At 67.3% G+C, this 22,054-nt stretch carries 27 protein-coding genes and 1 pseudogene; 17 read left to right on the top strand and 11 right to left on the bottom strand.

The window, feature by feature from the left end; all coding sequences use genetic code 11:
* The first annotated feature begins 78 nt into the window (after positions 1-78).
* The 4 genes from ABD908_RS03740 to ABD908_RS03725 all read left to right on the top strand — a co-directional run bounded on the left by ABD908_RS03740 (position 79) and on the right by ABD908_RS03725 (position 1,995).
* Positions 79-459, top strand: coding sequence for an ATP-binding protein (locus tag ABD908_RS03740; protein WP_344991058.1), 381 nt, complete (start codon positions 79-81; stop codon positions 457-459).
* A gap of 6 nt (positions 460-465) precedes the next feature.
* A complete protein-coding gene (locus ABD908_RS03735) occupies positions 466-1,242 on the top strand; it encodes an RNA polymerase sigma factor SigF (RefSeq protein ID WP_344991055.1) in 777 nt (258 codons plus the stop codon).
* Positions 1,243-1,404: 162 nt separating this feature from the next.
* Positions 1,405-1,710: a hypothetical protein gene (locus ABD908_RS03730; protein WP_344991052.1), complete on the top strand. Its 306-nt coding sequence runs from the start codon at positions 1,405-1,407 to the stop codon at positions 1,708-1,710.
* 39 nt (positions 1,711-1,749) lie between these two features.
* Entirely contained in the window at positions 1,750-1,995 is a 246-nt protein-coding gene (locus tag ABD908_RS03725; protein ID WP_344991049.1) for a CsbD family protein, read from the top strand.
* A 65-nt stretch (positions 1,996-2,060) separates the two neighbouring features.
* Here the strand turns inward: ABD908_RS03725 and ABD908_RS03720 are convergent, their stop codons facing one another.
* Together ABD908_RS03720 and ABD908_RS03715 are read right to left on the bottom strand one after the other, a co-directional pair.
* A complete protein-coding gene (locus ABD908_RS03720; RefSeq protein ID WP_344991047.1) occupies positions 2,061-2,750 on the bottom strand; it encodes a PAS and ANTAR domain-containing protein in 690 nt (229 codons plus the stop codon).
* Between the two features lie 126 nt (positions 2,751-2,876).
* A complete protein-coding gene (locus ABD908_RS03715) occupies positions 2,877-3,146 on the bottom strand; it encodes a DUF7218 family protein (protein WP_344991044.1) in 270 nt (89 codons plus the stop codon).
* Positions 3,147-3,351: 205 nt separating this feature from the next.
* On the opposite strand from ABD908_RS03715, the gene ABD908_RS03710 reads away from it, so the two are divergent.
* The 3 genes from ABD908_RS03710 (at position 3,352) to ABD908_RS03700 (ending at position 5,036) form a co-directional block, all read left to right on the top strand.
* A complete protein-coding gene (locus ABD908_RS03710; protein ID WP_344991042.1) occupies positions 3,352-4,041 on the top strand; it encodes an HAD family hydrolase in 690 nt (229 codons plus the stop codon).
* Positions 4,042-4,044: 3 nt separating this feature from the next.
* A complete protein-coding gene (locus tag ABD908_RS03705) occupies positions 4,045-4,380 on the top strand; it encodes a Na+/H+ antiporter subunit E (protein ID WP_344991039.1) in 336 nt (111 codons plus the stop codon).
* 281 nt (positions 4,381-4,661) lie between these two features.
* The gene (locus ABD908_RS03700; RefSeq protein ID WP_344991036.1) at positions 4,662-5,036 is read left to right on the top strand and encodes a hypothetical protein; all 375 of its coding nucleotides are present in this window, start codon (positions 4,662-4,664) and stop codon (positions 5,034-5,036) included.
* 9 nt (positions 5,037-5,045) lie between these two features.
* Here the strand turns inward: ABD908_RS03700 and ABD908_RS03695 are convergent, their stop codons facing one another.
* From ABD908_RS03695 to ABD908_RS03685, 3 genes are all read right to left on the bottom strand, one after another.
* Entirely contained in the window at positions 5,046-5,246 is a 201-nt protein-coding gene (locus ABD908_RS03695; RefSeq protein WP_344991034.1) for a hypothetical protein, read from the bottom strand.
* 86 nt (positions 5,247-5,332) lie between these two features.
* Entirely contained in the window at positions 5,333-5,488 is a 156-nt protein-coding gene (locus ABD908_RS03690; protein ID WP_344991032.1) for a DUF6131 family protein, read from the bottom strand.
* Between the two features lie 437 nt (positions 5,489-5,925).
* Positions 5,926-6,246 (bottom strand): STAS domain-containing protein, encoded by a 321-nt coding sequence (locus tag ABD908_RS03685; RefSeq protein WP_344991029.1) that lies wholly within the window; start codon positions 6,244-6,246, stop codon positions 5,926-5,928.
* Between the two features lie 532 nt (positions 6,247-6,778).
* Here ABD908_RS03685 and ABD908_RS03680 point away from each other — a divergent pair.
* The 6 genes from ABD908_RS03680 to ABD908_RS03655 are packed head-to-tail and all read left to right on the top strand — an operon-like array spanning position 6,779 to position 12,867.
* Complete coding sequence (locus tag ABD908_RS03680; RefSeq protein WP_344991026.1) at positions 6,779-7,165, top strand: hypothetical protein; 387 nt, start codon at positions 6,779-6,781, stop codon at positions 7,163-7,165.
* A 39-nt stretch (positions 7,166-7,204) separates the two neighbouring features.
* Positions 7,205-7,801, top strand: coding sequence for a type 1 glutamine amidotransferase domain-containing protein (locus tag ABD908_RS03675; protein WP_344991023.1), 597 nt, complete (start codon positions 7,205-7,207; stop codon positions 7,799-7,801).
* Positions 7,798-9,879 (top strand): catalase, encoded by a 2,082-nt coding sequence (locus ABD908_RS03670; RefSeq protein ID WP_344991020.1) that lies wholly within the window; start codon positions 7,798-7,800, stop codon positions 9,877-9,879. Before ABD908_RS03675 ends, ABD908_RS03670 begins: the two co-directional genes overlap by 4 nt.
* Positions 9,876-10,943 carry an acyl-CoA dehydrogenase gene (locus ABD908_RS03665; RefSeq protein ID WP_344991017.1) on the top strand — a complete coding sequence of 356 codons (1,068 nt, stop codon included), beginning with the start codon at positions 9,876-9,878 and terminating at the stop codon, positions 10,941-10,943. Before ABD908_RS03670 ends, ABD908_RS03665 begins: the two co-directional genes overlap by 4 nt.
* Complete coding sequence (locus ABD908_RS03660; RefSeq protein WP_344991014.1) at positions 10,940-12,274, top strand: PIG-L family deacetylase; 1,335 nt, start codon at positions 10,940-10,942, stop codon at positions 12,272-12,274. The genes ABD908_RS03665 and ABD908_RS03660 overlap by 4 nt, the downstream gene beginning before the upstream one ends.
* The gene (locus tag ABD908_RS03655; RefSeq protein WP_344991011.1) at positions 12,271-12,867 is read left to right on the top strand and encodes a glycosyltransferase family 2 protein; all 597 of its coding nucleotides are present in this window, start codon (positions 12,271-12,273) and stop codon (positions 12,865-12,867) included. The genes ABD908_RS03660 and ABD908_RS03655 overlap by 4 nt, the downstream gene beginning before the upstream one ends.
* A gap of 33 nt (positions 12,868-12,900) precedes the next feature.
* On the opposite strand, the gene ABD908_RS03650 is transcribed toward ABD908_RS03655, so the two are convergent.
* The 3 genes and pseudogenes from ABD908_RS03650 to ABD908_RS03640 all read right to left on the bottom strand — a co-directional run.
* Complete coding sequence (locus ABD908_RS03650) at positions 12,901-13,572, bottom strand: MerR family transcriptional regulator (protein ID WP_344991008.1); 672 nt, start codon at positions 13,570-13,572, stop codon at positions 12,901-12,903.
* A gap of 501 nt (positions 13,573-14,073) precedes the next feature.
* Positions 14,074-14,697, bottom strand: coding sequence for a YsnF/AvaK domain-containing protein (locus ABD908_RS03645; RefSeq protein WP_344991005.1), 624 nt, complete (start codon positions 14,695-14,697; stop codon positions 14,074-14,076).
* Positions 14,698-14,841 (bottom strand): annotated as a pseudogene (locus ABD908_RS03640) (PRC-barrel domain-containing protein); the annotation flags it as partial.
* Between the two features lie 323 nt (positions 14,842-15,164).
* Between ABD908_RS03640 and ABD908_RS03635 the strand changes: the two are divergent.
* The 4 genes from ABD908_RS03635 to ABD908_RS03620 all read left to right on the top strand — a co-directional run bounded on the left by ABD908_RS03635 (position 15,165) and on the right by ABD908_RS03620 (position 18,335).
* Positions 15,165-15,377 carry a CsbD family protein gene (locus tag ABD908_RS03635; protein ID WP_344991002.1) on the top strand — a complete coding sequence of 71 codons (213 nt, stop codon included), beginning with the start codon at positions 15,165-15,167 and terminating at the stop codon, positions 15,375-15,377.
* A 154-nt stretch (positions 15,378-15,531) separates the two neighbouring features.
* Complete coding sequence (locus ABD908_RS03630; RefSeq protein WP_344990999.1) at positions 15,532-16,236, top strand: TIGR03557 family F420-dependent LLM class oxidoreductase; 705 nt, start codon at positions 15,532-15,534, stop codon at positions 16,234-16,236.
* Positions 16,237-16,329: 93 nt separating this feature from the next.
* On the top strand, positions 16,330-16,806 hold the full coding sequence (locus ABD908_RS03625) for a Dps family protein (protein WP_344990996.1): 477 nt from the start codon (positions 16,330-16,332) through the stop codon (positions 16,804-16,806).
* Positions 16,803-18,335, top strand: a complete 1,533-nt coding sequence (locus ABD908_RS03620; protein WP_344990993.1) for an alpha,alpha-trehalose-phosphate synthase (UDP-forming) — start codon at positions 16,803-16,805, stop codon at positions 18,333-18,335. The genes ABD908_RS03625 and ABD908_RS03620 overlap by 4 nt, the downstream gene beginning before the upstream one ends.
* A gap of 11 nt (positions 18,336-18,346) precedes the next feature.
* Here the strand turns inward: ABD908_RS03620 and ABD908_RS03615 are convergent, their stop codons facing one another.
* From ABD908_RS03615 to ABD908_RS03605, 3 genes are all read right to left on the bottom strand, one after another.
* Entirely contained in the window at positions 18,347-19,939 is a 1,593-nt protein-coding gene (locus ABD908_RS03615; RefSeq protein WP_344990990.1) for an FMN-binding glutamate synthase family protein, read from the bottom strand.
* Positions 19,940-19,969: 30 nt separating this feature from the next.
* Positions 19,970-21,127: an acyl-CoA dehydrogenase family protein gene (locus ABD908_RS03610; protein WP_344990987.1), complete on the bottom strand. Its 1,158-nt coding sequence runs from the start codon at positions 21,125-21,127 to the stop codon at positions 19,970-19,972.
* Between the two features lie 147 nt (positions 21,128-21,274).
* Positions 21,275-21,907, bottom strand: a complete 633-nt coding sequence (locus ABD908_RS03605) for a TetR/AcrR family transcriptional regulator (protein ID WP_344990984.1) — start codon at positions 21,905-21,907, stop codon at positions 21,275-21,277.
* Positions 21,908-22,054: the final 147 nt, after the last annotated feature.

The following is a 22,054-nucleotide window of genomic DNA, read 5'->3' as shown; positions in this document are numbered from 1 at the left end:
GGCGAGGTAGCTATGACATCTGTGGAAGTCGTCCCCTCCGAGGGTGGGGGGTGGTCCGATTCGGCCGTCGAGGTACGGGTGCCTGCTCAGGTCGATCAGTTGGCCGTCATTCGGGCGGCTGTCGCCACTGTGGGGGCGGCGTTCGACCTCACCGTCGACGGGATCGCCGATGCGCGGCTGGCGGTGGACGAAGCCTGTACGAAGCTGATCCGCGTCAGTTCCCCAGGCGCGACCCTCGAATGCAGAATGGGTGGTCACCCACGTCATCTCGTCCTGAGATGCGTAACGACTATCGTCGGCGATGACCCCTTTCTTGGACACGGCCTGTCGTGGTACATCCTGCAGTCGGTGAGCACCGACCTGTCGGCGGGCAGCGGACCGTCGGAACGCGATCCGGCGATGCGGACCGCCTGGATCGAGCTCTCCATCGATACGGGCGTCGACCGCCGGGCGGAGTGACCGGCGATGGCTTGGAGCCGTGACGACGCTCGCACCGGAACCGCGCTGCGCGCCCTGGCGGACAGCGATCCGCAGAGCGATACCCACCGGTCTGCGCGAGACGACCTCATCGTGGCGCACCTCGGCCTTGCGGAGAGCATCGCCTGGCGGTTCGACGGCCGCGGGGAGGCACACGATGATCTCGTGCAGGTCGCGCGCATCGGCCTCGTCAACGCTGCGGACCGGTTCGATCCGACGAAGGGGCCGGACTTCTTAGCATTCGCTGTGCCCACCATGATGGGCGAGATCAGGCGGCATTTCCGCGACACCGCGTGGGCGCTGCGCGTCCCGCGCCGTCTGCAGGAGCTGAGTCTGGCGGTGGCGAAGAGCACCGCCGAGTTGAGCCAGGATCTCGGGCGCGCGCCGACCCCCCGCGAACTCGCGGTGCACCTCGATGTGGCCGTGTCCGACGTGTTGGAGGCGCTGTCGGCGGACAACGCATACCACGCGCTCTCCACCGACGCGCCTGCGCGGGAGTCCGACACGTCGCCGGACCGTCCGTTGGGCGAGACGGTGGGCACGGACGATCCCGAACTCGAGGTGGTGGAGGATCGGATGCTGCTCCGGTCCGCGCTCGCCGACCTTCCGGAGCGGGAACGGCAGATCCTCAGACTGCGGTTCATCGACAACATGACCCAGAGCAGGATCGCGGAACGAGTCGGAATATCCCAGATGCATGTCTCCAGGATCCTGTCTGCCACCCTGCGTGAACTCCGGGACCGATTACCCGAATCCGGCGCCTGAGGGCGGATGCTCCGTCCCGACACTCCAGGCGTGCCGCGGCCACTCCAGGCGTGCCGCGGCGCGGACGGGACAGAAGGTTTCGACCGTCGGCACGTGGGTACGAGTGCGTAGACAAGGTCATCAGGACACTCGTACGAGGCGCACGACCGCAAGGGAGTTGCCATGAGAAGACTCGACAAGCGTTGGGGGATGCTCGGTTACGTGCTGTGCATCGTCGCGATCGCCGGCCTGGCGGCCGGCCTCACGGGAGTCGCAGTCGCGGCGCCGTGGGGTTGGTACCTGTTCGCGGTCGGGGTCGTGCTTGTGATCGCGGGTGGCGCGTTGCTGGTCGCCGTGTCGGTGTCCCAGCGTCCAAGTAGATTCCACGACCGGACGGAACGCGACCCGATCATGGAGCCCACCACGCCGGAGGAGGAGCGCGAATACGTCCGGCGGTACCGCGGACGACGACGCCCGGAGACGCGCTAGTGGCCGAGTGATGGATGCGTTTCGACGAGAGGAACGAGTATGAGCAACGAGTCCGGACGCGGGGAAGTAGCGAAGGGTGTCATTGAAGACCTCGAAGGCAAGGTGAAGGAGGCCGTGGGCACCGTCTTGGGCCGCGCAGACCTGGTCGACGCGGGGCGTGCGCAGCAGGACGAAGCAGCCGACCAGCGGGAGGCGGCCGAGCATGAGGCGAACGCTGAGCAAAAGCGCGCTCAGGCCGGAGACGCGGAGGCGGACGAGGTGGCGGCGCGCCGCCGCCGCCGCTGATCTCGCCGTCGGGCGACGGTGGCGGCATAGCGCGGGTACGCAGCCGCGGACAGCCGGATCAGCGATCAGATCAGGTCGATCGCGTCTCCGGATCCGATCCGCAGGTGGGTGGTGAGGAGGATGTGATCGAATTGCTGGCGCGACTCGCGGGGGATCAGGTCACCACCGGTCGATTCGATGTCGTTCAGGAGCTGTACCGCGATCTCTCGGAGTTTGACGTTGGATTCCTGGGACCGCCACTTCAGGATCTCGAAAGCACGCTGGGCCGGAATGCCGTACACGAACATGATGACCCCTTTTGCGCGATCTATCGCCTCGCGCGAGGCGGTGTATTCGGGGAGCACGTCGGTGAGTGACGTCCGCACCTCGGCCTCGATGGTGTCGGTGATGTCGACGTAGAACCCCTCGGACCCGATGAGTTCGCCACGGTCCGAGAACATCTTGTCGGCGATGACGATGATGTGGTGTACCGCGCCGCGGGTGTCGATGATGCGGTGCCGACTGCTGAACGGGCTTCCGTCCGCGAGCATTCGCTGGACCTTGGCGGCGACCTCGGACTTGTCGTCCGGATGCTTGTGCCCGAGGATCAGCTCCGTCGTGGGCCTCACGGACCCCGGTTCGTAGCCGTGGATCCGAGCGACCTCGTCCGACCACTCCCAGCGCTCGCCGGCGAAATAGAACCGAAAGCTTCCGATGCGTTGGGGAACGCCCCCGCCGACGGTCCGTGCCAGCGCGTCAGCGCCGCCCATTTCCATTCGCCGATCATACGGTAATTCCGCGTCCGCGATTCGGTCGAGCCGCTGCGGTGCGGGTCATGCCTGACGAGCGGCCGCCCGCGGACCAGCGGCGGGCCTGCTCGTAGCGACGGGACTCGGAGGCGGCTAGTGGTTGCGCAGGGCGTCGATGAGTGCCCTCTTGTTCATGGACGAACGCCCGTCGATGCCCAGTTCTCGTGCGCGCTTGCGAAGGTCGGTCACGGTCCACTGCTCGTACGAAGGAGAGGACCCACCGCGGCGGCCCACCTCGCTACGGCTCGAGCCTGCGGCCGCATTCGCTATGCGCGCCGCCTTCTGCTTGGAGTCACCCTGCTTACGGAGTTCCTCATACATCTCCTTGTCCTTGACGCTGGGGCCGGGGCTCTTCTGGGGCATGGCGTTCCAATCCTCGGGGGCTAGGTCTCACCTCGTCTCATACCCGGCGCGGCTCGGGTTCAATCGCGCTGCGCCGCGGCGTCGGTTGAGACGCTGTTTCGTCGCGCGGATTCGGGGTATGTAGCGAGTACGCCAGGCACCGAGGTGAGTGGATGGAGGAGGCCAGACATGATGAGGCAGACGAACACGGGGTCGGCGGCCCGCTGTGCCCGGTGACGATGCGCCTGCGCGCGGTGTGCTGTTCGATGTGGACGGCACGCTCGTCGATACGACGTACCTACACGCGGTGTGCTGGGGCGAGGCACTGCGCCAGGGCGGTCACGTCGTCACCATGGCGGCGGTGCACCGGGCGATCGGGATGGGCGGCGCCGAGCTCCTCGACCACCTGATCGGAGACGACCGCGATCGGCAGGCAGACAGTGGCGTGCACACCGCCCATCTGACCCTGTACAAGCAGTACTGGGGGCGGCTGCGGGCACTGCCTGGCGCAGCGGAGCTCGTCCGAGCGTGTGCCGGCAGAGGGCTACGCGTCGTGCTCGCCTCGTCGGCGTCGCAGGAGGAGTTCTCTGCGCTGCGGTCGGCGTTGGGCGCAGACGACGCCATCGCCTGCGCCACGAGTTCCACCGACGCGGATGCGGGCAAACCGGCGCCGGACATCCTCCATGCGGCGCTGGAGCGTTCCGGGCTGACGCCGCGGAGCACCGTGTTCGTGGGGGACGCCGTCTGGGATGGCCAGGCGTGCGGGCGCGCCGGGATTCCCTTCATCAGGCTCACCTGCGGCGGTACCAGTGCGGCCGAGCTACGGGACAACGGTGCGGTGGAGGTATGGCGCGAACCGGCCGACCTGCTCGCGAACATCGAGCGCAGCGGGCTCGACGCGGTGGGAAGCAGGTGAGACATGACCACTCGGATCGCCGCGCTGTTCGGGTGGTCATTCGGCACGTGGCTGTTGCTGACGTGGACGGTGACGGTCGAGCAGCTGACGTTCGGGGGGCTGCTGGCGCTCGTGGTCGCGTGTGCTCCGGCGCCGCTGGGACCGGTGGCGCGGCCCTGGCGCCTGCTCGATCCGCGGTGTCTCGCGACGGTCGTGCGGCTGGTGATCGTGGCGTCCGGCCGGATCGTGGTCGCCAACGTCCTTCTGGCCCGCCGTATCTGGGCGCCGAGCCGACCCTTGGCTTCGGGTTGGTCGTCGTCCCGACGACGATGCGGACCGATGGCGGGCTGGGTGGTGTAGGACTGATCAGCTCGTTGATCGTGGACGATCAGATCGTCGACATCGACCGAGCGCGGCACGAATTGCGCCGGTTGAGAAGTTGCTCGCGCCGCTGGTGCGGCGACGATGATGCGCGACGTCTACATCGCGGCCTTGTATCGCGGAGCTCATGATTACAGCCCTGCTGCTTCTGCGGCTCGGGCTCGGACCGTCCGTCGCCGGTCGAGTCGTCGCGCTCGACACGATCTCGACGCCGTCGGCGCGCCCGGGACTACGAGCGACTGGAACCAACGCGTCCCGGTATGCGGTTCAGCCTGATCACCCTGGGAGTCGCGTGCGTCGGATTCGGTGTGCTGCCCGGGATGTTCGTACGAGACGTGGCCTCGCCCCTGGCGTCGATCCTGTTGCACCCGAACGCGTATGCGCGGGCGGTATTCGCCGACGGTGGCGCCGTGCCCGCGCTGCATCTGACGTTCACGTACCTCCAGGTGAGCGACCTGCTGACCGCGCTGGTCGAGATCGTCCTCGGACTGCTGCTCGCAGCGGCGTACCTGCGCCTGAAGGTCGAGCCGCGTCCGCTCACCTGGCTGCGACGGCTGCATACCGGTTCGGTGAACGACTACGCCGCGTTCGCCGTCACCGGGCTGGTCACCGTGTCCGTGGTGCTCTTGGTCTGACTGTGAGCGTCACGGGCTGGGTTGCGGGATCTTGCAGCCCGCGACCTTGGGATTGACACCCAGATAGTTCAGCGGCCCGGCGACCACGGTCACTGCCGTCGTCGCGCCGCTGGCACAGTTCTCGGAGGCGTGCGTGAAATACCCTCGTTGCGCCGCCGCGACGGCGCCGATGATCAGCCAGACGAGCACGACCGCCGATATCCAGCGCATGGCGAGCCTCCCTTCCTCGAGCCTGGCTCCCTCAGGGCCCACCGGCCCCGATCGCCTACCGGTGCCGTAGACCGGCGCTGTGGTGGTCAGTAGTAGTGGCGCCTGCCGCCGATCGCGTGGCCGAGCGATCCGAGCGCCAGCAGGATCAATCCGATCACCAGCACTACGATTCCGATCGTCCAGAGGATCGCGATCTTGAACACGAATCCGAGGATGAGAAGTATTATTCCGGCGACGATCATGACATCTCCAATGTTTCTCTGTGTGTTGCTGTGAACTGCTCGACCGTGCCCATCGAGCCGACGTGAATCCGCCTGTCAGTCTTGGCGGCCGACGGTATCCGCGTGCTGTAGCGACGGAACGAGGGGCGCGCAGATCTCTTCGCGGAGCAGCATCTCCGCGACGCGCAAAGGAACCGCGCGACGCTCCCCGCCCGCTAAGGGTTTGAGTTCTACGTAGCAGAACGGCGCGTTGCGGATCGCGGTCACTTTGCACCGGACGCGATGCCCGGTCCGGAGTGTCGTGGTGAGCTGTGTTCCAAGCGTGATGGTCCGCCGCATCGATGTCCTCCTCGTTCGCCGTCCGCTTCCGCCTGTCCTGTACCCCGATTGCCGGCCGGCCAAACCTGCTGCTGTCGACGGATGGGCTCGTGAACCGGTCACGCGAGCCGTCGAGGACGTCAGGACGCGAGCCAGAGCCCTTCGGTGACCAGTGCGTTGAGCGCAGCCCGACGGTCCTCGAACACCCACGGCGGTCTGCAGTGGTTGACGACCTGGAGAAGGCGGTCGACGGCGTCACTTGTGAGGACGGCGCATCCCACGCCGTAACTACGTGCGATCTGGGGGAGGCCGACGACGGCCCACAGCCCGCACGACCCCATGAAGGTCACGCCGCTCAGATCGATCAGAACGTCCACTCGACGTGCATACAGCGCTTGGACGCACGTATCGATGTCGGAGGAGTTGGAGGCGTCGATCTCGCCGGAGATCGTCACCACCATGGGTGCAGCCGAAGGCCGCGCATCGGACGGTGTCGATACGTATACATCGATCCTCGCCGGGAGCTGTACGGAATTCAATGTCTTATCTGTGTGGTTTCCGGACACCGCATAACCCATGCTCAGCCTCGCTCTTTAGTAGAGTGAATCCTATCCAGCACCCAGGATCGCGTAGACGCTGCGATCATGCCGACTGTCGCTGGTGGGCTGCTGTGCTCAACCTCGCCATCGATCCTAGTGCCGTTCGAGCTGAGCCGTCAACGAACGGTCCAGTCCGGCTGTCGGGCCGACCGCTACTTCCGGTCGACAGATTTGAGATGCCGCATTATCGGATATGCGATTTGGCAAATCACGCTACCGGATTGAGAAGCGACACTATCGAGTCGTCTGCTCCTATGAGAAAGCTCGGCGGGCGGGTAATGGCCGGGTAATCCTGCTGGCAGCCCACGCACGTCGGACACCGACGGTTTCGTCGTACACGGCCGGGGGTATACGACAGCGGTTGACGAAGACTCCAGTCGACGATGAGAGGTTGGTGACGGAACCGATGAGCACGAGAGACGGTCAGCGGCCCGAGATCCCGGATCCCGGGGACGAGGTCGATCCTGTTTTTGCGGCGGCTGTAGGCGCCGAGGATCTCGACGAGGATCGCCCGCAGCGCGATCCGCTGGAAGAAGGGATGGATCCGCCGGAAGGCTGGTCGGCGAGTGATCGCGTCGGCGTCACAAGCCGTGAACAGCGAGAGGGAGAGTCTCTCGACGACAGGCTCGCGCAGGAAGAGCCGGAAATCCTCGGCCGCGGACAGGAGGACGCCGTACCGCCCGCCGATGCGGCAGAGGAGTCGTGGGTGGTCGACGACCTCGAGGATGAAGCGTCGGCGGCATCGCGCGGAGGTTTGCCGGGCGACCCCTACGGGTATTGACAGCCCGACATGTGACCTATCGAGGTAACGGGGTTCGAGATGGCAGACCGGCCGCACGCCGACAAGACGATCGCATTTCTCGTCGCACCGGAGGGTGTCGAGCAGGTGGAACTGACCGAGCCGTGGCGCGCGGTCCGGGAGAGCGGTGCCAGGCCGCGTCTGGTCTCGACGGGGGCGGGGACGATTCAAGCGTTCGACCACCTCGACCGGGCGGATACGTTCGCCGTCGATCAGACCGTGGAGGACGAGGGCGCCGATGCCTTCGACGCATTGGTCGTGCCGGGCGGTGTGGCCAATCCCGACTACCTCCGAACCCAGTCGGCCGCAGTCGCATTCGTCGCCGACTTCTTCGCCCGCGGTAGGCCTGTCGCGGCGATCTGCCACGCGCCCTGGGCCCTGATCGAGGCGGGGGTGGTGGGCGGCCGGACGCTGACCTCGTGGCCGAGTCTACGAACCGACATCGTCAACGCCGGGGGCGACTGGGTCGACCGGTCGGTGGTCGTGTGCGCCGATGGTCCCAACACCCTCGTCACCAGCCGCAAGCCCGCTGATCTGCCGGGCTTCTGCTCGGCGCTGGTCGCTGCACTGGGGTCGGCGGACGGTCCGTATCTCGTAGCGAAGGAGCAGGATAAATGACGTCTGATCAGCCCGATAGCGGCGGCGACACGCAACGCGGTGAGGGCGGTGAGTTCCACCAGACATCGCAGGAGACGTTGACCACCTCGCAGGGTGCGCCGGTCGTCGACAACCAGAACTCCCTTCGGGTCGGCGCTCCCGGCCCGACGCTGCTGGAGGATCAGGCCTTCCGCGACAAGATCTTCCGGTTCGATCACGAGCGGATACCCGAGCGGGTCGTACACGCCCGCGGGTATGGGGCGCACGGAGTGTTCGAGACCACCGCCCCCCTGCCGGAGGTGACGGTTGCGGACCTGTTCCGTGAAGCGGGGGAGAAGACCCCGGTCTTCGTCCGGTTCTCGACGGTGGCGGGCCGCGCAGGCTCGCCGGATCTCGCCCGCGACGTGCGCGGATTCGCTGTCAAATTCTATACCCGCGAAGGTAACTGGGACCTGGTCGGGAACAACATCCCGGTGTTCTTCATCCAGGATGCGATCAAGTTCCCGGACCTGATCCATGCGGTCAAGGAGGAACCCGATCGCGGATTCCCGCAGGCGCAGTCCGCGCACGACAACTTCTGGGACTTCATATCGTTCATGCCTGAGTCCACACACATGACGCTGTGGCAGATGTCGGATCGGGCGATACCGCGCTCGTTCCGATTCATGGAGGGGTTCGGCATCCACACGTTCCGATTCCTCGACGAGCACGGCGCGAGCACGTACGTCAAGTTCCACTGGAGGCCGGTGCTCGGTTGTCAGTCCGTGCTGTGGAACGAAGCGGTGAAGATCAACGGCGCCGACCCCGACTTCCACCGCCGTGACATGTGGGATTCGATCACCAGGGGTGACTTCCCGCAGTGGGATCTGGCGGTGCAACTGTTCGACGAGGAGACCGCCCAGGGTCTCGAGTTCGACCCGCTGGACCCGACGAAGCTGATTCCGGAGGAGGACATACCCCTGCGAATCGTCGGCCGGATGACACTCGATCGGGTGATCGAGAACGAATTCGCCGAGACCGAGCAGGTGGCGTTCTGCACCCAGAACATCGTTCCCGGGATCGACTTCACCGACGACCCCCTTCTGCAGGGACGCAATTTCTCCTATCTCGACACCCAGCTGTCTCGGCTCGGAAGCCCCAATTTCACCCAGATCCCGATCAATGCGCCCACGTGTCCCGTCGCCAGCTTCGCCCGGGACGGTCACATGCAGACGACGGTGCCGACCGGCCCGGTGAATTACGAACCCAACGGACGATCCGGCGCCGAGGCGGGGCCGCGCGCCCGTCCCCAACTGGCGAGCGTCACCTCGTTCGAGACGGAGGTTTCCGGGGTGAAGGCGCGGCTGCGGCCCGAGTCGTTCGCCGATCACTACAGCCAGGCGAGGGTGTTCTGGATCAGCCAGAACGACATCGAGCGCGACCATATCGTCGACGCCTACGTCTTCGAGCTGAGTAAGGTCGTCGATCCGCACATCCGGATCCGTGTGGTGGCGAACCTCCGGAACGTGGACGAGAAGCTCGCTGTACGCGTCGCAGCCGGGATCGGGATCCCGGTTCCGGAACCCAGCGAACCGTTCGCACCGGTCCGAGACGACCTGCCCCCTTCGCCTGCGTTGAGCATCCTGCGGAACCCTCCCGGTACGTTCGCGGGTCGTAAGCTGGGCGTGCTGGTCACCAACGGCACCGATGCCGAGCTGCTCGATGCGCTGCGGAGCGGGGTAGCGGAAGCGGGAGCGACGATCGAGGTGATCGCGCCGAAGGTCGGTGGCGTGACGCTCTCCGACGGACAGTCGACCTCGGCAGATGCGCAGCTCGCGGGAGCCCCGGCGGTGCTCTACGACGCGGTCGCCGTCATCCCCTCCCAGGGGGAGATCGACGAGCTGGCGAAGGATCCGGCCGCCAAGGACTTCGTCAACGACGCCTTCCATCATTTCAAGTTCATCGGCGTAGGTGAGTATGCCGACCGCCTCTTCGAGAAGGTCGGGCTCCGGGGACGTCTCGACGCCGGTTGCCTGCGGATCACCACCGCGGCGACGACGGGCGAGTTCCTTGACTCGTGTGCCGATCTACGCTTCTGGGACCGGAACGTGTTCGAGTGATCGCGGAGGCCGAGGAGGTGATCTGCATTCCGTGGGCCGGCACGGCCGGCGGTCCATCGGTCGCCGACGCCGCCGACGTCCTGACTCCGCTGTTACGGTCCTGTGGGCGTGACGTCGCCCAGACCGTGCGGCGGTTGCCGGCCTTGGGCCGGTGCGTGGGCGTCCATGAGGCCACCACGCCGGTCCGGCGGGAATGGTCGGCGATGGCGACGATCGGCGCGTTCGACCTGACTGTCGCGAGAATCGTGGAACCTCACGTCGATGCGCTGGCGATCCTCGACGAGGCGGGGTCGCCGCTGCGCGGGCGCGGCGCTGATTCGACCTGGGGTGTCTACGCCGCAGAGGGGCCGGGTGTGCGGCTCGAGGCGAGAGAGTCCCGGACCGGTTGGACCCTCACGGGTACGAAACCTTGGTGCTCGTTGGCGCAGGACCTCGACTACGCGCTCATCACGGCGTGGACGGCCCGTGGTATCCGGCGGCTGTTCGCGGTCGATCTGCACTCGCCGGGCGTGGCCATCGGCCACGAGCGGTGGGTGGCGCGTGGTCTCTCCGCGGTCGACTCGCCGTCGCTGATCTGCCGAGCCGTCGCTGCGACGCCGATAGGACCGGACGGTTGGTACCACGATCGCCCCGGATTCGCGATCGGGGGCATGCGTGTCGCCGCTGTGTGGTTCGGCGCGGCGATGGCCGTGGGTAGAACGCTGCGGGCTCACGCGGACCGCGGAGCTCTGGATCAGATCGGAATGATGCATCTCGGCGCCGCCGAGATCGCACTGCACCAGGCCGGACAGGTCATGGCCGACGCGGCGCACAGACTCGACGGCGACGTTCCTGACACCGATCGATCGGTGTTGGGCCTGCATGTTCGAAGCGCTGTGCGCCGGGCGGCGGAGGAGGTCATCGAGCGGACGGCCCACGCTCTCGGCCCGACGCCGCTCGTGCGGGACGCCGCGCATGCCGCTCGTATCGCGGACCTGACCGTGTACCTGTGCCAAGAACACGCTGAGCGGGACGTGGCTGCTCTCGGCAACGCGGTGGCCGAGGGGCGAGGACTGGTTCTGTGACCGACGAGCGGGCATTCACTCCCGGCGTCCTCGGCACACCCGAAAGCCTCTGGCGAACCGAACTCGAACAGCACCCCGCCGTACATCAGGTGAATTCGGCCTCGTACACCCACCTGATAGTGGTCTCCGCACACCCGGACGACGAGACGCTCGGATGCGGCGGGCTGCTCCATCGAGCAAGCCGTGGAGGTATGGACGTGACGGTGGTCCTCGCCACCTGGGGTGAGGCGTCGCACCCCGGTTCACCGACCGCCGGACCCACACAGCTCGCCCACCGGCGACGAGAAGAGATCGAGCACGCCCTGTCCATCCTCGGCGAGCCGGACAATCCGATCCGGCTGCTCGCGGTCGGCCTGGCCGACGGACAGGTGGCCGCAGGCCACCACGACCTCACCGCCGCCATCGTCGGCGCGACCCCGGTCGATGGCGCCCGGACCGTCGTCCTCGGGCCGTGGCGGCACGACCGTCATCCCGATCACGAGGCCGCCGGGCGCGCCGCCGCCGCGGCAGCCGCACGCACCGACGCCGATCTTCTGGAGTACCCGGTCTGGTTGTGGCATTGGGGTACGCCGGCGGACCTGCCACGGGGCCGAATGGCGATAGTGCCCCTCGATGTCGAGGACCGCGCGGCCAAAGCCGACGCGGTGCGCGCGCACGTCTCACAGATTCGACCGCTCTCCGACGCCGTCGAAGACGCTGCCGTGGTGCCGGAGCATGTGCTCGGATACTTCCGCCGTGACGTCGAAGTCGTCTTCACCAGCCCCGCACCGTCCGATGCCTACGCCTTCGAAGAGCTTCATCAGGCGTCCTACGATCCCTGGGACGTGGGATCGGACTACGAGACGGGCAAGCGGCGAACAACGCTCGCTCTACTCGACGGACTGGCCCGGCCGGCCAGGGCGCTCGAGATCGGCTGCTCGGTCGGTGCGCTCACCGCTGATCTCGCCACCGCCTGCCGCGAGGTCGACGGGCTCGAGGCCTCACCGACCGCAGCCGCTCTCGCGTGCCGACGTACCGCCGGCCTAGGCAACGTGCACATCATCCACGGCGCGGCGCCCCTGGACATCCCGCGGCGCGAATACGACCTGGTCGTCCTGTCGGAGATCGGATACTTCCTCAGTCCCGGCGGCCTGCGCACCACGCTCGATGCACTCCGACGCGCCACCGCGCTCGGCGGCCATCTCCTGGCGTGCCACTGGTTGCATCCCATAAACGGATGGCCTCTCGACGGCTGCGGCGTGCATGAGATCATCCGACAGCGGAGCTACCTCCGTCTGCTTCGGTCCGTGTCCACGGCCGACTACCGGGCAGATCTCTGGCAACAGACATGACCCGCCCCACATCTCACCCACTCGAGCACATCCTCGCGGTCTCGGTCGTCGTTCCCGCCCGCAATGAGGCGAGGCTCATCGGCCGTTGCCTCACCGCGATCCGCGCGACGGTCGACCATCTCCGCACCACCGCCGCCATCGCGATAGACGTCGATGTCACCGTCGTGCTCGACGACTGCAGCGATCCCACCGCGACGATCGCCTCCGCGTACGACGTCCGCGTCGTCACCGTCGGCTACGGCGCCGTGGGCGCGAGTCGGCACGCCGGAGTCACAGCGGCACTCCGACCGGATCCCAGAGGCCTGCCACGTCAGAAGCGGCTCCTTTGGGAGTTCGCACACGAGCCCGCCCCCGGGCACCCCCACATATATGGCGCCAACCTCGGTATCCGTGCCAGCACCTACCTCGCTCTCGGCGGCTTCGCCCCTGTGGCTACGGGCGAGGACCGCGCTCTCGTCCACGTTGCACGCGACCACGGCGACGGGATCGTCGCCACCGACCAGGCGCCGGTACTGACCTCGGCTCGCCGACACGCGCGGGCCCCGCACGGCTTCGCCGACTGGATCCACGACCGGCAGGGAGGCATGCTGTGAACACCCCCGCATCGTCCACCGTCGCCCAGCACCTCAGGCCATACCGCTGCAGCCTGTCGATTGCTCTGCCGCACATGGTCGGTCGTTCTCGAGCGCCTCGGATCGGCGGATACGGAGCTCCTGCTGCGCGAGCCTGCGCAGCGTCGCGAGCAGCAGGTCGGTGAGGGAGGTCGCGACGATGGCGTATCGGAGCGCCGCCGCTGGACTCCGGGGCGACGCGTCCAGATCCACCGTGGCGATCGACTCCGCCGCGGCCGCCCAACGGCCCAGGGTCACGTCCCCACCGAAGTCGACGCCCGCCGCTGCGAGTGACCTGAGCTGGCTTCCCAGCGTCGCGACGAGCGGATCGGACCGATCGATCCGCCAGCCGAAGCGCTCGACGGCGCGGGCGGCGCGCTCGGTCCACTCCGGTACGACCGGACCGGGCGTCGGCGGGGTGAGCGCTGCTCGTGCGGCGCCCAGCAGTTCGCTCCGGGCATCGGGCCGGGCGTCCAGGACCGCAATGGCGGCCCGGATCCGTACGACCGACAGACCACCGAGATCCAGCAGCGCTCGGATCAGATTCGCCCGGGCCACATGTGAAGTGTCGTAAGAGGATTCGGTTCGAGTCACCGGCGTTCCCGACGGCAACAGGCCCATCCGCATGTAGTACTTCAGAGAGGGGCTGGATATGCCTGTGGCAGCGGCTAGTTCGGCGATACGCATGGAGCGGTTCCGTTCGACTGGATGGATACCGGACAACGCAGGTACCGGCCGTGAGGGTGCGCGCGTCGACGCTCATAGGGGCGCTCATGGGGGGAGCTGTGGGGTCGCCGCCGTCGGAAGCGTGCAATTCGGCATGGATGGGCCAACGGACTCTCCGTAGAAGTCGACAGGAGTGAATCGCACCGTTGGCTCAATGCTCAGCCGAGGACGCTACCACCGAACCGATCCGCCGGAGAAGGGGCCGCCGCGATCACAGCGCCGCGTCGAACAGGCGAAGAGGCCGGCCCGGGAGCCTCGACAGGTGTCTTGGGCTTCCGGGCCGGCCGGATCGTGTGTGCCGTCTGCACGGGAGAGTGGTTGTCTAGGGCGTGCTGTACTGCCGACCCCGATGCTGTACACGGTCGGACTCGGGCTCGGGCAGGAAGAGGAACCGCACGAGTGCGATGCTCATCTTCTACGCCTCTCCTGCCACACGCGTGCTTCGTCCTGACGACGTGACGACTACCCGCGGCCGTTCCCCGAACGATTCGTCGTCTGCGGACCGACGCCCTCCGCCTCGATCCGCTCCTTGCGCACCTGGTCGGACACGGTCTGCTCGTCCTGCACGTCGTGCACCTCGAGTCCCACCCGCTCGACCGGCACCGTCTTCTTCGTCACCCTGACCTGGTCCTCATGCAGGGTCACCTCCGTGGCGTCGTCCCCGATCCTCGACTGACCGACGACAGACGGATCGTCGATCGGCTCCCGCACGACGGAGACCTCCTCCCGCGTGACCGGCACCGTGATCGTCTGCTCCTCGGTGACGACGAACTTGCGGAGCCGGGCGCGGCCGGCCTCGGCACAAGTCGTGTCCACGTCGAGTCGCTCCTCCGAGCGCACGAGACGATTCTGCTCGTCTGCACCGGTGTGCGGGGTCTGCTCCGCCGCGTGCCGATCGGTGGGATCTGCGGACTGCGACGATGTTGCGGCCGCTGCTGCATCCGTGCCCACGTGCTGGCCGTACTGTGCCCATTCGGCAGTGTTTCCGCCGACGCCGTAGTGCGCGAGCAACTCGCGCTCCTGCTGGGCGCTGATGCCGCCCTCGACGTCGAGATGCGGCGCGTCCTTCACCGCTTCCTCGTGCACGGATACCTGGAGCCGGTCGCCGTCGTGTCGGGCTCCGGACAGGGGTACGAGCGAGGTGGACGATCCGAACAATCCGGTCTTGACGGCGACCCAGGTGGGTTGGCGCGTCCTCTCATCGAGATATATCTGCTCGACCTTGCCGATCTTCTCCCTTTCTGTTGCCGTTTGGGGCCTCGTTCTAAAGCATCATCAACGGGATGTTCTCGGTCGTGCACAGTATTGGTACCCAGTCAAGCGGTGGATAAACCTGTCACCCGGATCAGCCCGCGGACATGAGCTCCATCACGCAGTCGTTTACGAATGGATCGGCGAGGGTAAGAGGACGGTCGTCCCGATGAGTTCGTCTCGCTCGGCTACCGACACCACGGAGTGAGGCGGACCAGGACAGGAAAGGAACGGATGACGTCACCCGTGAACCGTGACGTCACCGTCACAGCCCGAACCGTAGCCCTGACGAAAGGAACACGATGGGAATCACAGACGACGCCAAGAACAAGGCCGACGACCTCAAGGGACGCGCCAAGGAGGCCGCAGGCAGCGTTACCGGTGATGACGACCTGAAGTCCGAGGGACAGGCCGACCAGGGAATCGCCAGCGCCAAAGGGAAGGTCGCGGACGCCGCCGACAAGGTCAAAGAGGGCGTCGACAACGTCAAGGACAAGCTGACCGGCAATCGTTGAGCATCAGGCCAGGGGGCGGCGTGCATTCGCCGCCTCCCGGCCGCGGCGGAGGGGCTGTCGCCATCGTCGGGTCGATGCCTCCCTTACGTAGCGGTACCGGATCGCATTCCGTCCGCGGGGATCGGCGACCTGTCGAACGGGGTAGCGGTGCCCCATGACACGATTTGGATACACCCTGATGTGCGAACAGTCCGGACCGCGGGAGTTGGCCGCACATGCTGCTCATGCGGAACGAGCCGGGTTCGATTTCGAGGTGATCAGTGATCATTTCTCTCCGTGGCTGGGCAGCCAGGGCCACGCTCCCAACGCATGGGTGACTCTCGGCGCGATCGCACACATCACCGAGCGAGTGGAGCTGATGAGCTACGTGACATGCCCGACCATGCGCTACCACCCGGTCGTGGTCGCGCAGCAGGCCACGACCGTCGGGCTGCTCGGCGAAGGTCGGTTCACGCTTGGAGTCGGTGCGGGCGAGAACCTCAACGAACACGTCGTCGGGGGCGGATGGCCGCCCGTGAACCGATCTGCCGGGACCCGGACCCCGAGCCGGGACCCGGACCCCGAGGTCGCGATCGCCAGGGCCCATGAGCAGTTCCGCTGGTTCGGTGGCGGTTGGAAGGTCAACGCCGAGCTACCCGGACCGGCCGGATTCTCGGCAGCGAGCCGGTTCGTGACGCCGGATGACGTCGCCGACGCGATACCGTGCGGCCCCGAGGCGGATGCACATGTCGAGGCCGCGCGTTCTCTCGTCGATGCCGGGTTCACGGATGTGGCCGTGGTCCAGATCGGGGATGCGAGCCAATCGGATTTCCTGGACTGGGCCGAACGCGAGTTCCTGCCGGCGTTCCGGAGTCGCTGACCGTCCGTACGGGTTTCGAGTACGCGACTGTCGGGTACCAGTGCCCCCGGGCCTGTGGCAGATGCCGCGGACCGGGAAGAAGGACGACAGACAATGGCGACGACAACACCGCGCGGGGCCGCATCGGGCCCGATCGACTTCACCGTGCCGGGCCTCTCCGAGCAGGACGCGAGAAGCGTCATCACCGTGCTCCAGGACCGCCTGAACGCTCTCAGCGATCTGGTGCTGACGCTGAAGCACGTGCACTGGAACGTGGTCGGGCCGCACTTCATCGCTGTGCACACCATGCTCGACGACCAGGTCGAGGCCGCGCGGTCGATGGTGGACCAGACCGCGGAACGCATCGCCGCCCCCGACGTGGTCTACGTCGGGGTCATCGAGGCGCACCGCCGGGCCGTCGCCGACACCGACGAGCCGGATCCCGTCAGCCAGGACATGTTGATCGGGCAGTGTCGGAAGCTGGAGCAGGCGCACTGGTTCGTCCGCGCCCATCTCGAGAACTCCCGTGGCACCCTCAGCACCGGTGATGCAGACACCGAGAAGACCGCAGCGAGCCGCGCCCGCTCATGACGAGCACGACGTTCGAGATCGCATCGGGGCGGTCGGCCTCCACGGACGCCGAGGAGGCATCCGGACCGGAGCCCGCGGCAGACCGTGCGAGTGGCGTCGGCCACGGCGTCGCCGAGTTCGTGGTGGTTGCCAACCGCCTGCCGGTGGACATCGTCCAGGACGAGCAGGGCGTGTCGTGGAACACATCGCCGGGGGGACTCGTCACCGCGCTCGAACCGATACTCCGCGCACGCCGGGGAGCGTGGGTCGGCTGGGCCGGCGCCGCCGACGTCGAGGTGGACCCGATGAGCGGCGACGACATGACCCTTCATCCCGTGCGGCTCAGCGAACGCGAGGTGATCGACTACTACGAGGGCTTGTCGAACGCGGGACTCTGGCCGCTCTACCACGATGTGATCGTGAAGCCGGAGTACCGGCGCGAGTGGTGGGACGCGTACGCGGCGGTCAACCGGCGGTTCGCCGAGACCGCCTCCCGGGCCGCTGCCGAAGGCGCCACCGTGTGGGTGCAGGACTACCAGCTCCAGCTCGTACCTCGGATGCTGCGCACGATGCGTCCCGACCTGAAGATCGGCTTCTTCCTACATATTCCGTTCCCGCCGGTGGAGCTGTTCCTGCAGATGCCGTGGCGGACCGAGATCATCGAGGGCATCCTCGGCGCGGATCTGGTCGGCTTCCACCTGCCCGGCGGTGCGCAGAACTTCCTCTACCTCGTCCGGCGGTTGACCGGCCTTCCGACGTCTCGCGGAAACGTGGGAACCCGGTCGAGATTCGGCGCAGTCGCCGTCGGAGCGCGCACGGTGCGCGTGGGAGCCTTCCCGATCTCCGTCGATTCGTCGACGCTCGAGGATCGTGCCCGTAGCGCCGACGTCCGCGCGGCCGCGGAGCGGCTTCGCAGCGAACTCGGAAACCCCGAGACGATCATGTTGGGCGTCGACCGGCTCGACTACACCAAGGGCATCGACGTGCGTCTGCACGCCGTCGGCGAGCTGTACGCGCAGGGGCGACTCGACCCGACCAGGGAGGTCCTCGTGCAGCTCGCGACTCCGTCCAGGGAACGTGTCGGCTCGTACCGCGCGATGCGGGACGACATCGAGCGCGAGGTGGGCCGTATCAACGGTGACTTCGGCCGCGTCGGCAGCCCCGCGGTGCACTACCTCCACCACTCGGTCTCGATCGATGAGTTGGTCGCCTTCTACGTGGCGGCCGACGTGATGCTGGTGACTCCGCTACGGGACGGGATGAATCTGGTCGCCAAGGAGTACGTCGCGTGCCAGGCCGATGACGGTGGCGCTTTGGTGCTCAGCGAATTCACCGGCGCTGCAGCTGAACTCCGGCAGGCGTACCAGTGCAACCCGCACGATCTGGAGGACGTGAAGAACGCCATCGACGCTGCGGTGCACCGACCCGCAGCGCTCGGACGCCGGCGGATGCGGGCCATGCGGCGGCAGGTGCTGCAGTACGACGTCGCGCTGTGGGCACGGTCGTTCCTGGACGCACTCTCGGCCGACAACGATGGTCCGGAGGCGTGAGTCGCCGCCGATCAGCCCTGCACGGCCCGGAACGAATCGGGTGTCGCCGCAGCCCAGTCGGTCGCCCAGGTCTGCGGTGGTTCCGTGAGCAGAACGCCCGGGGCCAGCCATTCGTAGAGCTCCGCGTACGACCGCTGGGTGGTGGGGGAGACCTTCTTGCGCAACATGTGCGGCGTGAGGTCGGCCGGACCGGCCGCCCCGAGCGATGCCATGATCTGCGTCGCCTGGCTGACCGTGCTCTCCTGATAACGCGTGACCCGCAGGCTTTTGTCGGCGATGTCGAGAGCCCGTGCGCGCCGGGCATCCTGGGTCGCGACCCCGACCGGGCACTTGTTGGTATGACACCGCTGCGCCTGGATGCAGCCGATCGCCATCATCATCGCTCGGGCGGAGTTGGTGAAGTCGGCGCCCTGGATGAGGCGCTTGACGATGTCGTTGCCGGCGGCGACCTTCCCGCTCGCGCCGACCCGGATGTGGTCCCGAAGCCCCGTCCCGACGAGTGCGTTGTGCACCGTCATCAGGCCGTCGGTGAGCGGTAGCCCGACGTGATCCTCGTACTCGAGCGGGGCGGCGGCGGTGCCGCCCTCCGCTCCGTCGACGATGATGAAATCGGGCCCGGTGCCCTCCGCGATCATCGCCTTACAGATCGCGAGGACCTCGATGCGGGATCCGACGCACAGCTTGATGCCGACGGGCTTGCCGCCGGCGAGTCCGCGGAGCCGCGCGACGAATCGGATCAGCTCGCGCGGCGTCGTGAAGGCCGAATGCGCCGCCGGGCTCACGCACTTCTGGTACGGCGGCACCCCGCGGTAGCGGGCGATCTCCTCGCTCACCTTCGCCGCGGGGAGCACGCCGCCGATGCCCGGCTTCGCGCCCTGGCTGAGTTTGATCGAGACCGCCTTGACGTGGCTGTGAGCGGCCTTCTCCGCGAACCGGTCCGGGTCGAAGTGCCCGTCGTCGGTGCGCGTGCCGAAATAGCCGGAGCCGATCTCCCAGACCAGGTCGCCGCCGCCGTCGAGATGATATGGGGTGAGCCCGCCCTCGCCGGTGTCGTGGGCGAACCCACCCCGCGCGGCCCCCGCGTTCAGCGCGCGGATCGCATTCGCCGACAGCGCGCCGAAGCTCATCGCTGAGACGTTCAGCAGCGACATCGAATACGGCTGGGTGCAATCCGGGCCGCCCACCAGTACGCGAGGCGCATCGCCGAGTTGGGGCACCGGAGCGATCGAGTGGATCAGGTACTCGTACCCGATCTCCTCGACGTCCCGTTCGGTGCCGAAGGACAACTCGCCGTGGATCCCCTTCGCGCGCTCGTAGACGATCGACCGCACGTCCCGGTCGTACGGTCTGCCATCCACGTTGCGTTCGATGAAGTACTGCTGCAGTTCCGGGCGGATGGCCTCGAACAGGTACCGCATGTGGCCGAGGACGGGATAGTTCCGCAGAACGGAGTGGCGACGTTGGAGCAGGTCGAAGAGACCGACCGCGGCGAACGCCACCAGCACGGCGGCTCCGATCCACCAGCCCCACGGCCCGACCGCGCCGAGGACGGCGACGACCACGGCGATGACTACGACGAGTCCGACGGCCACGAACCGGGTCACGATGTCCTCCTGATAGACGGCCGCCGAAGCCTACAACCCCATGTCCTTGGCGATGATCGAACGCATCACCTCGCTGGTGCCGCCGTAGATGCGGTTCACACGGTTGTCCGCGTAGAGGCGGGCGATCGGGTACTCGGTGATGTAGCCGTAGCCACCGTGCAGCTGCAGGCATCGGTCGATCACGTCCGACGCGGCTTCGGTGCAGAACAGCTTGACGGAGGCGGCATCGGCCGCCGTCAGCTCGCCTGCGTCGTGGGCCTCGAGCGCTCGGTCGATCACGGCCTCGATCGCGTCGACCTTCGCCTTACACGCGCCCAACTCGAACTTGGTGTTCTGGAAGGAGGCGACGGACTTACCGAAGATCTTGCGGTCGGTCGTGTAGGCCTGCGCGAACCGGAGTGCCGCGGATGCCTGCGAGTAGGCGCCGACACCGATCGACAGCCGCTCCTGCGGCAGGTTCTGTCCGAGGTAGCTGAAGCCCTTGTTCTCCTCACCCAGCAGGTCCTCGACGGGCACCGCGACGTCGGTGAACGACAGCTCGGCGGTGTCGGAGACCTTGAGGCCGATCTTGTCGAGCTTGCGCCCGACCGCGTACCCGGGGAGCTTGGTGTCCACTACCAGCAGCGAGATGCCGAACCGGCGGTCGTCCTCCTTGGGCGGCGCGGTGCGCGCGCAGACGATCACGCGGTCGGCGTGCACGCCGCCGGTGATGAACGTCTTGGAGCCGTTGAGCACGTAGTGCGAGCCGTCCTCGGAGAGCTTGGCGGTGGTGCGCATACCGGCCAGATCCGAACCGGTGCCGGGCTCGGTCATCGCGATCGCGAACATCGTCTCGCCGGTGACCATGCCCGGCAGCCAGCGCTGCTTCTGCTCCTCGGTGGCGAGCTTGGTCAGATAGGGCAGGCACAGCGCGATGTGCACGCTCGAACCGCCGAATGACACGCCGGCCCGGGCCAACTCCTCGCTGATGACCGCCTGGTACTTGAACGACTCGATGCCGGCCCCGCCGTACTCCTCGGGGACCTCGATGCCGAAGATGCCCAATTCTCCGAGCTTCGAATACAATTCACGCGGTACGATGCCGTTCGCGTACCACTCGTCGTAGTGGGGCACGACCTCGGCCTCGATGAACGAGCGCAGGGTGGACCGGAATGCCTCGTGGTCCTCGGTGTAGACGGTACGGCGCATCAGGCGCCACCTCCTCGATGGATTGTGGGGATGATCGCCGCGTGTCGGGCGACGGTTCGGGACGGGAAGATACGGGCGGGCAGTGGCGGCACCGGCCGGTGTGGTACCGCGGCGGCGGCCCGATATCGGGGGTGCGGAGGTGCGAGCTCACTTCGCGGACCTCCTGGCCGCGGCGCCGGGGCCGTGACCCGCCCCCACCATCCGCAGCGCCAGGTCGGCGTAGAAGTCGCCCACCTGCTCGGGCGACCACGCACCGTCGTCCCGGAACCACCGGGCGGTGTCGATGCCGAGCGACAGGATGGCGACCGCGGCCATCCTCGGGTGCGGCGTGTCGAACGCGCCGGCCGCGACGCCGCGCTCGATGACATCCCGGATGGCGCCGTCGATCAGACGGCGCAGCGCGAGGATCTCGGCGCGGTGCTCGTCGTCGAGCGCCGCGAGCTCGTAGTTCACGACCCGGGCGCTGGTGTGTCGCTGTGCGTGGTGCTCGGCGAATCCGCGCACCACCGCTGCCAGCTGCGCGGTCGGATCGTCCGACGACGCTGCGGCGGACTGCACCACGTCCAGGATCATGTCGTGCCCGCGCCGCGAGAGCTGGTACAGCAGATCCTCTTTCGACCGGTGGTGCACATACACGGCGGCGGGACTCATCCCGGCGGCGGCGGCGATGTCGCGGGTGCTGGTGCCGTAGAAGCCGCGCTCGGCGAACGACGACAGTGCGGCGTCCAGCAGACGGGCACGGGTCTGCGCGGCCTTCGACTGATCCTCTGGATCGGTCATACGCTCCCTCGCTGCCACGCCTGCCGCACCGGCGGTCGACCGGAATAGTGTGAGATCCACATCACAACCGGGCGGCGGTTGACGCCCGGGCCCTGGTTGGGCAGAGTAGACGCTACACCACTAAGCGACCGCTTAGTTTGTGAGAAG

The organism is Tsukamurella soli, from assembly GCF_039541155.1.
GTDB classification, from domain to species: domain Bacteria; phylum Actinomycetota; class Actinomycetes; order Mycobacteriales; family Mycobacteriaceae; genus Tsukamurella; species Tsukamurella soli.
Note: the sequence above shows the minus strand (reverse complement) of the source record. Positions and strands in the feature narration are given on the sequence as shown.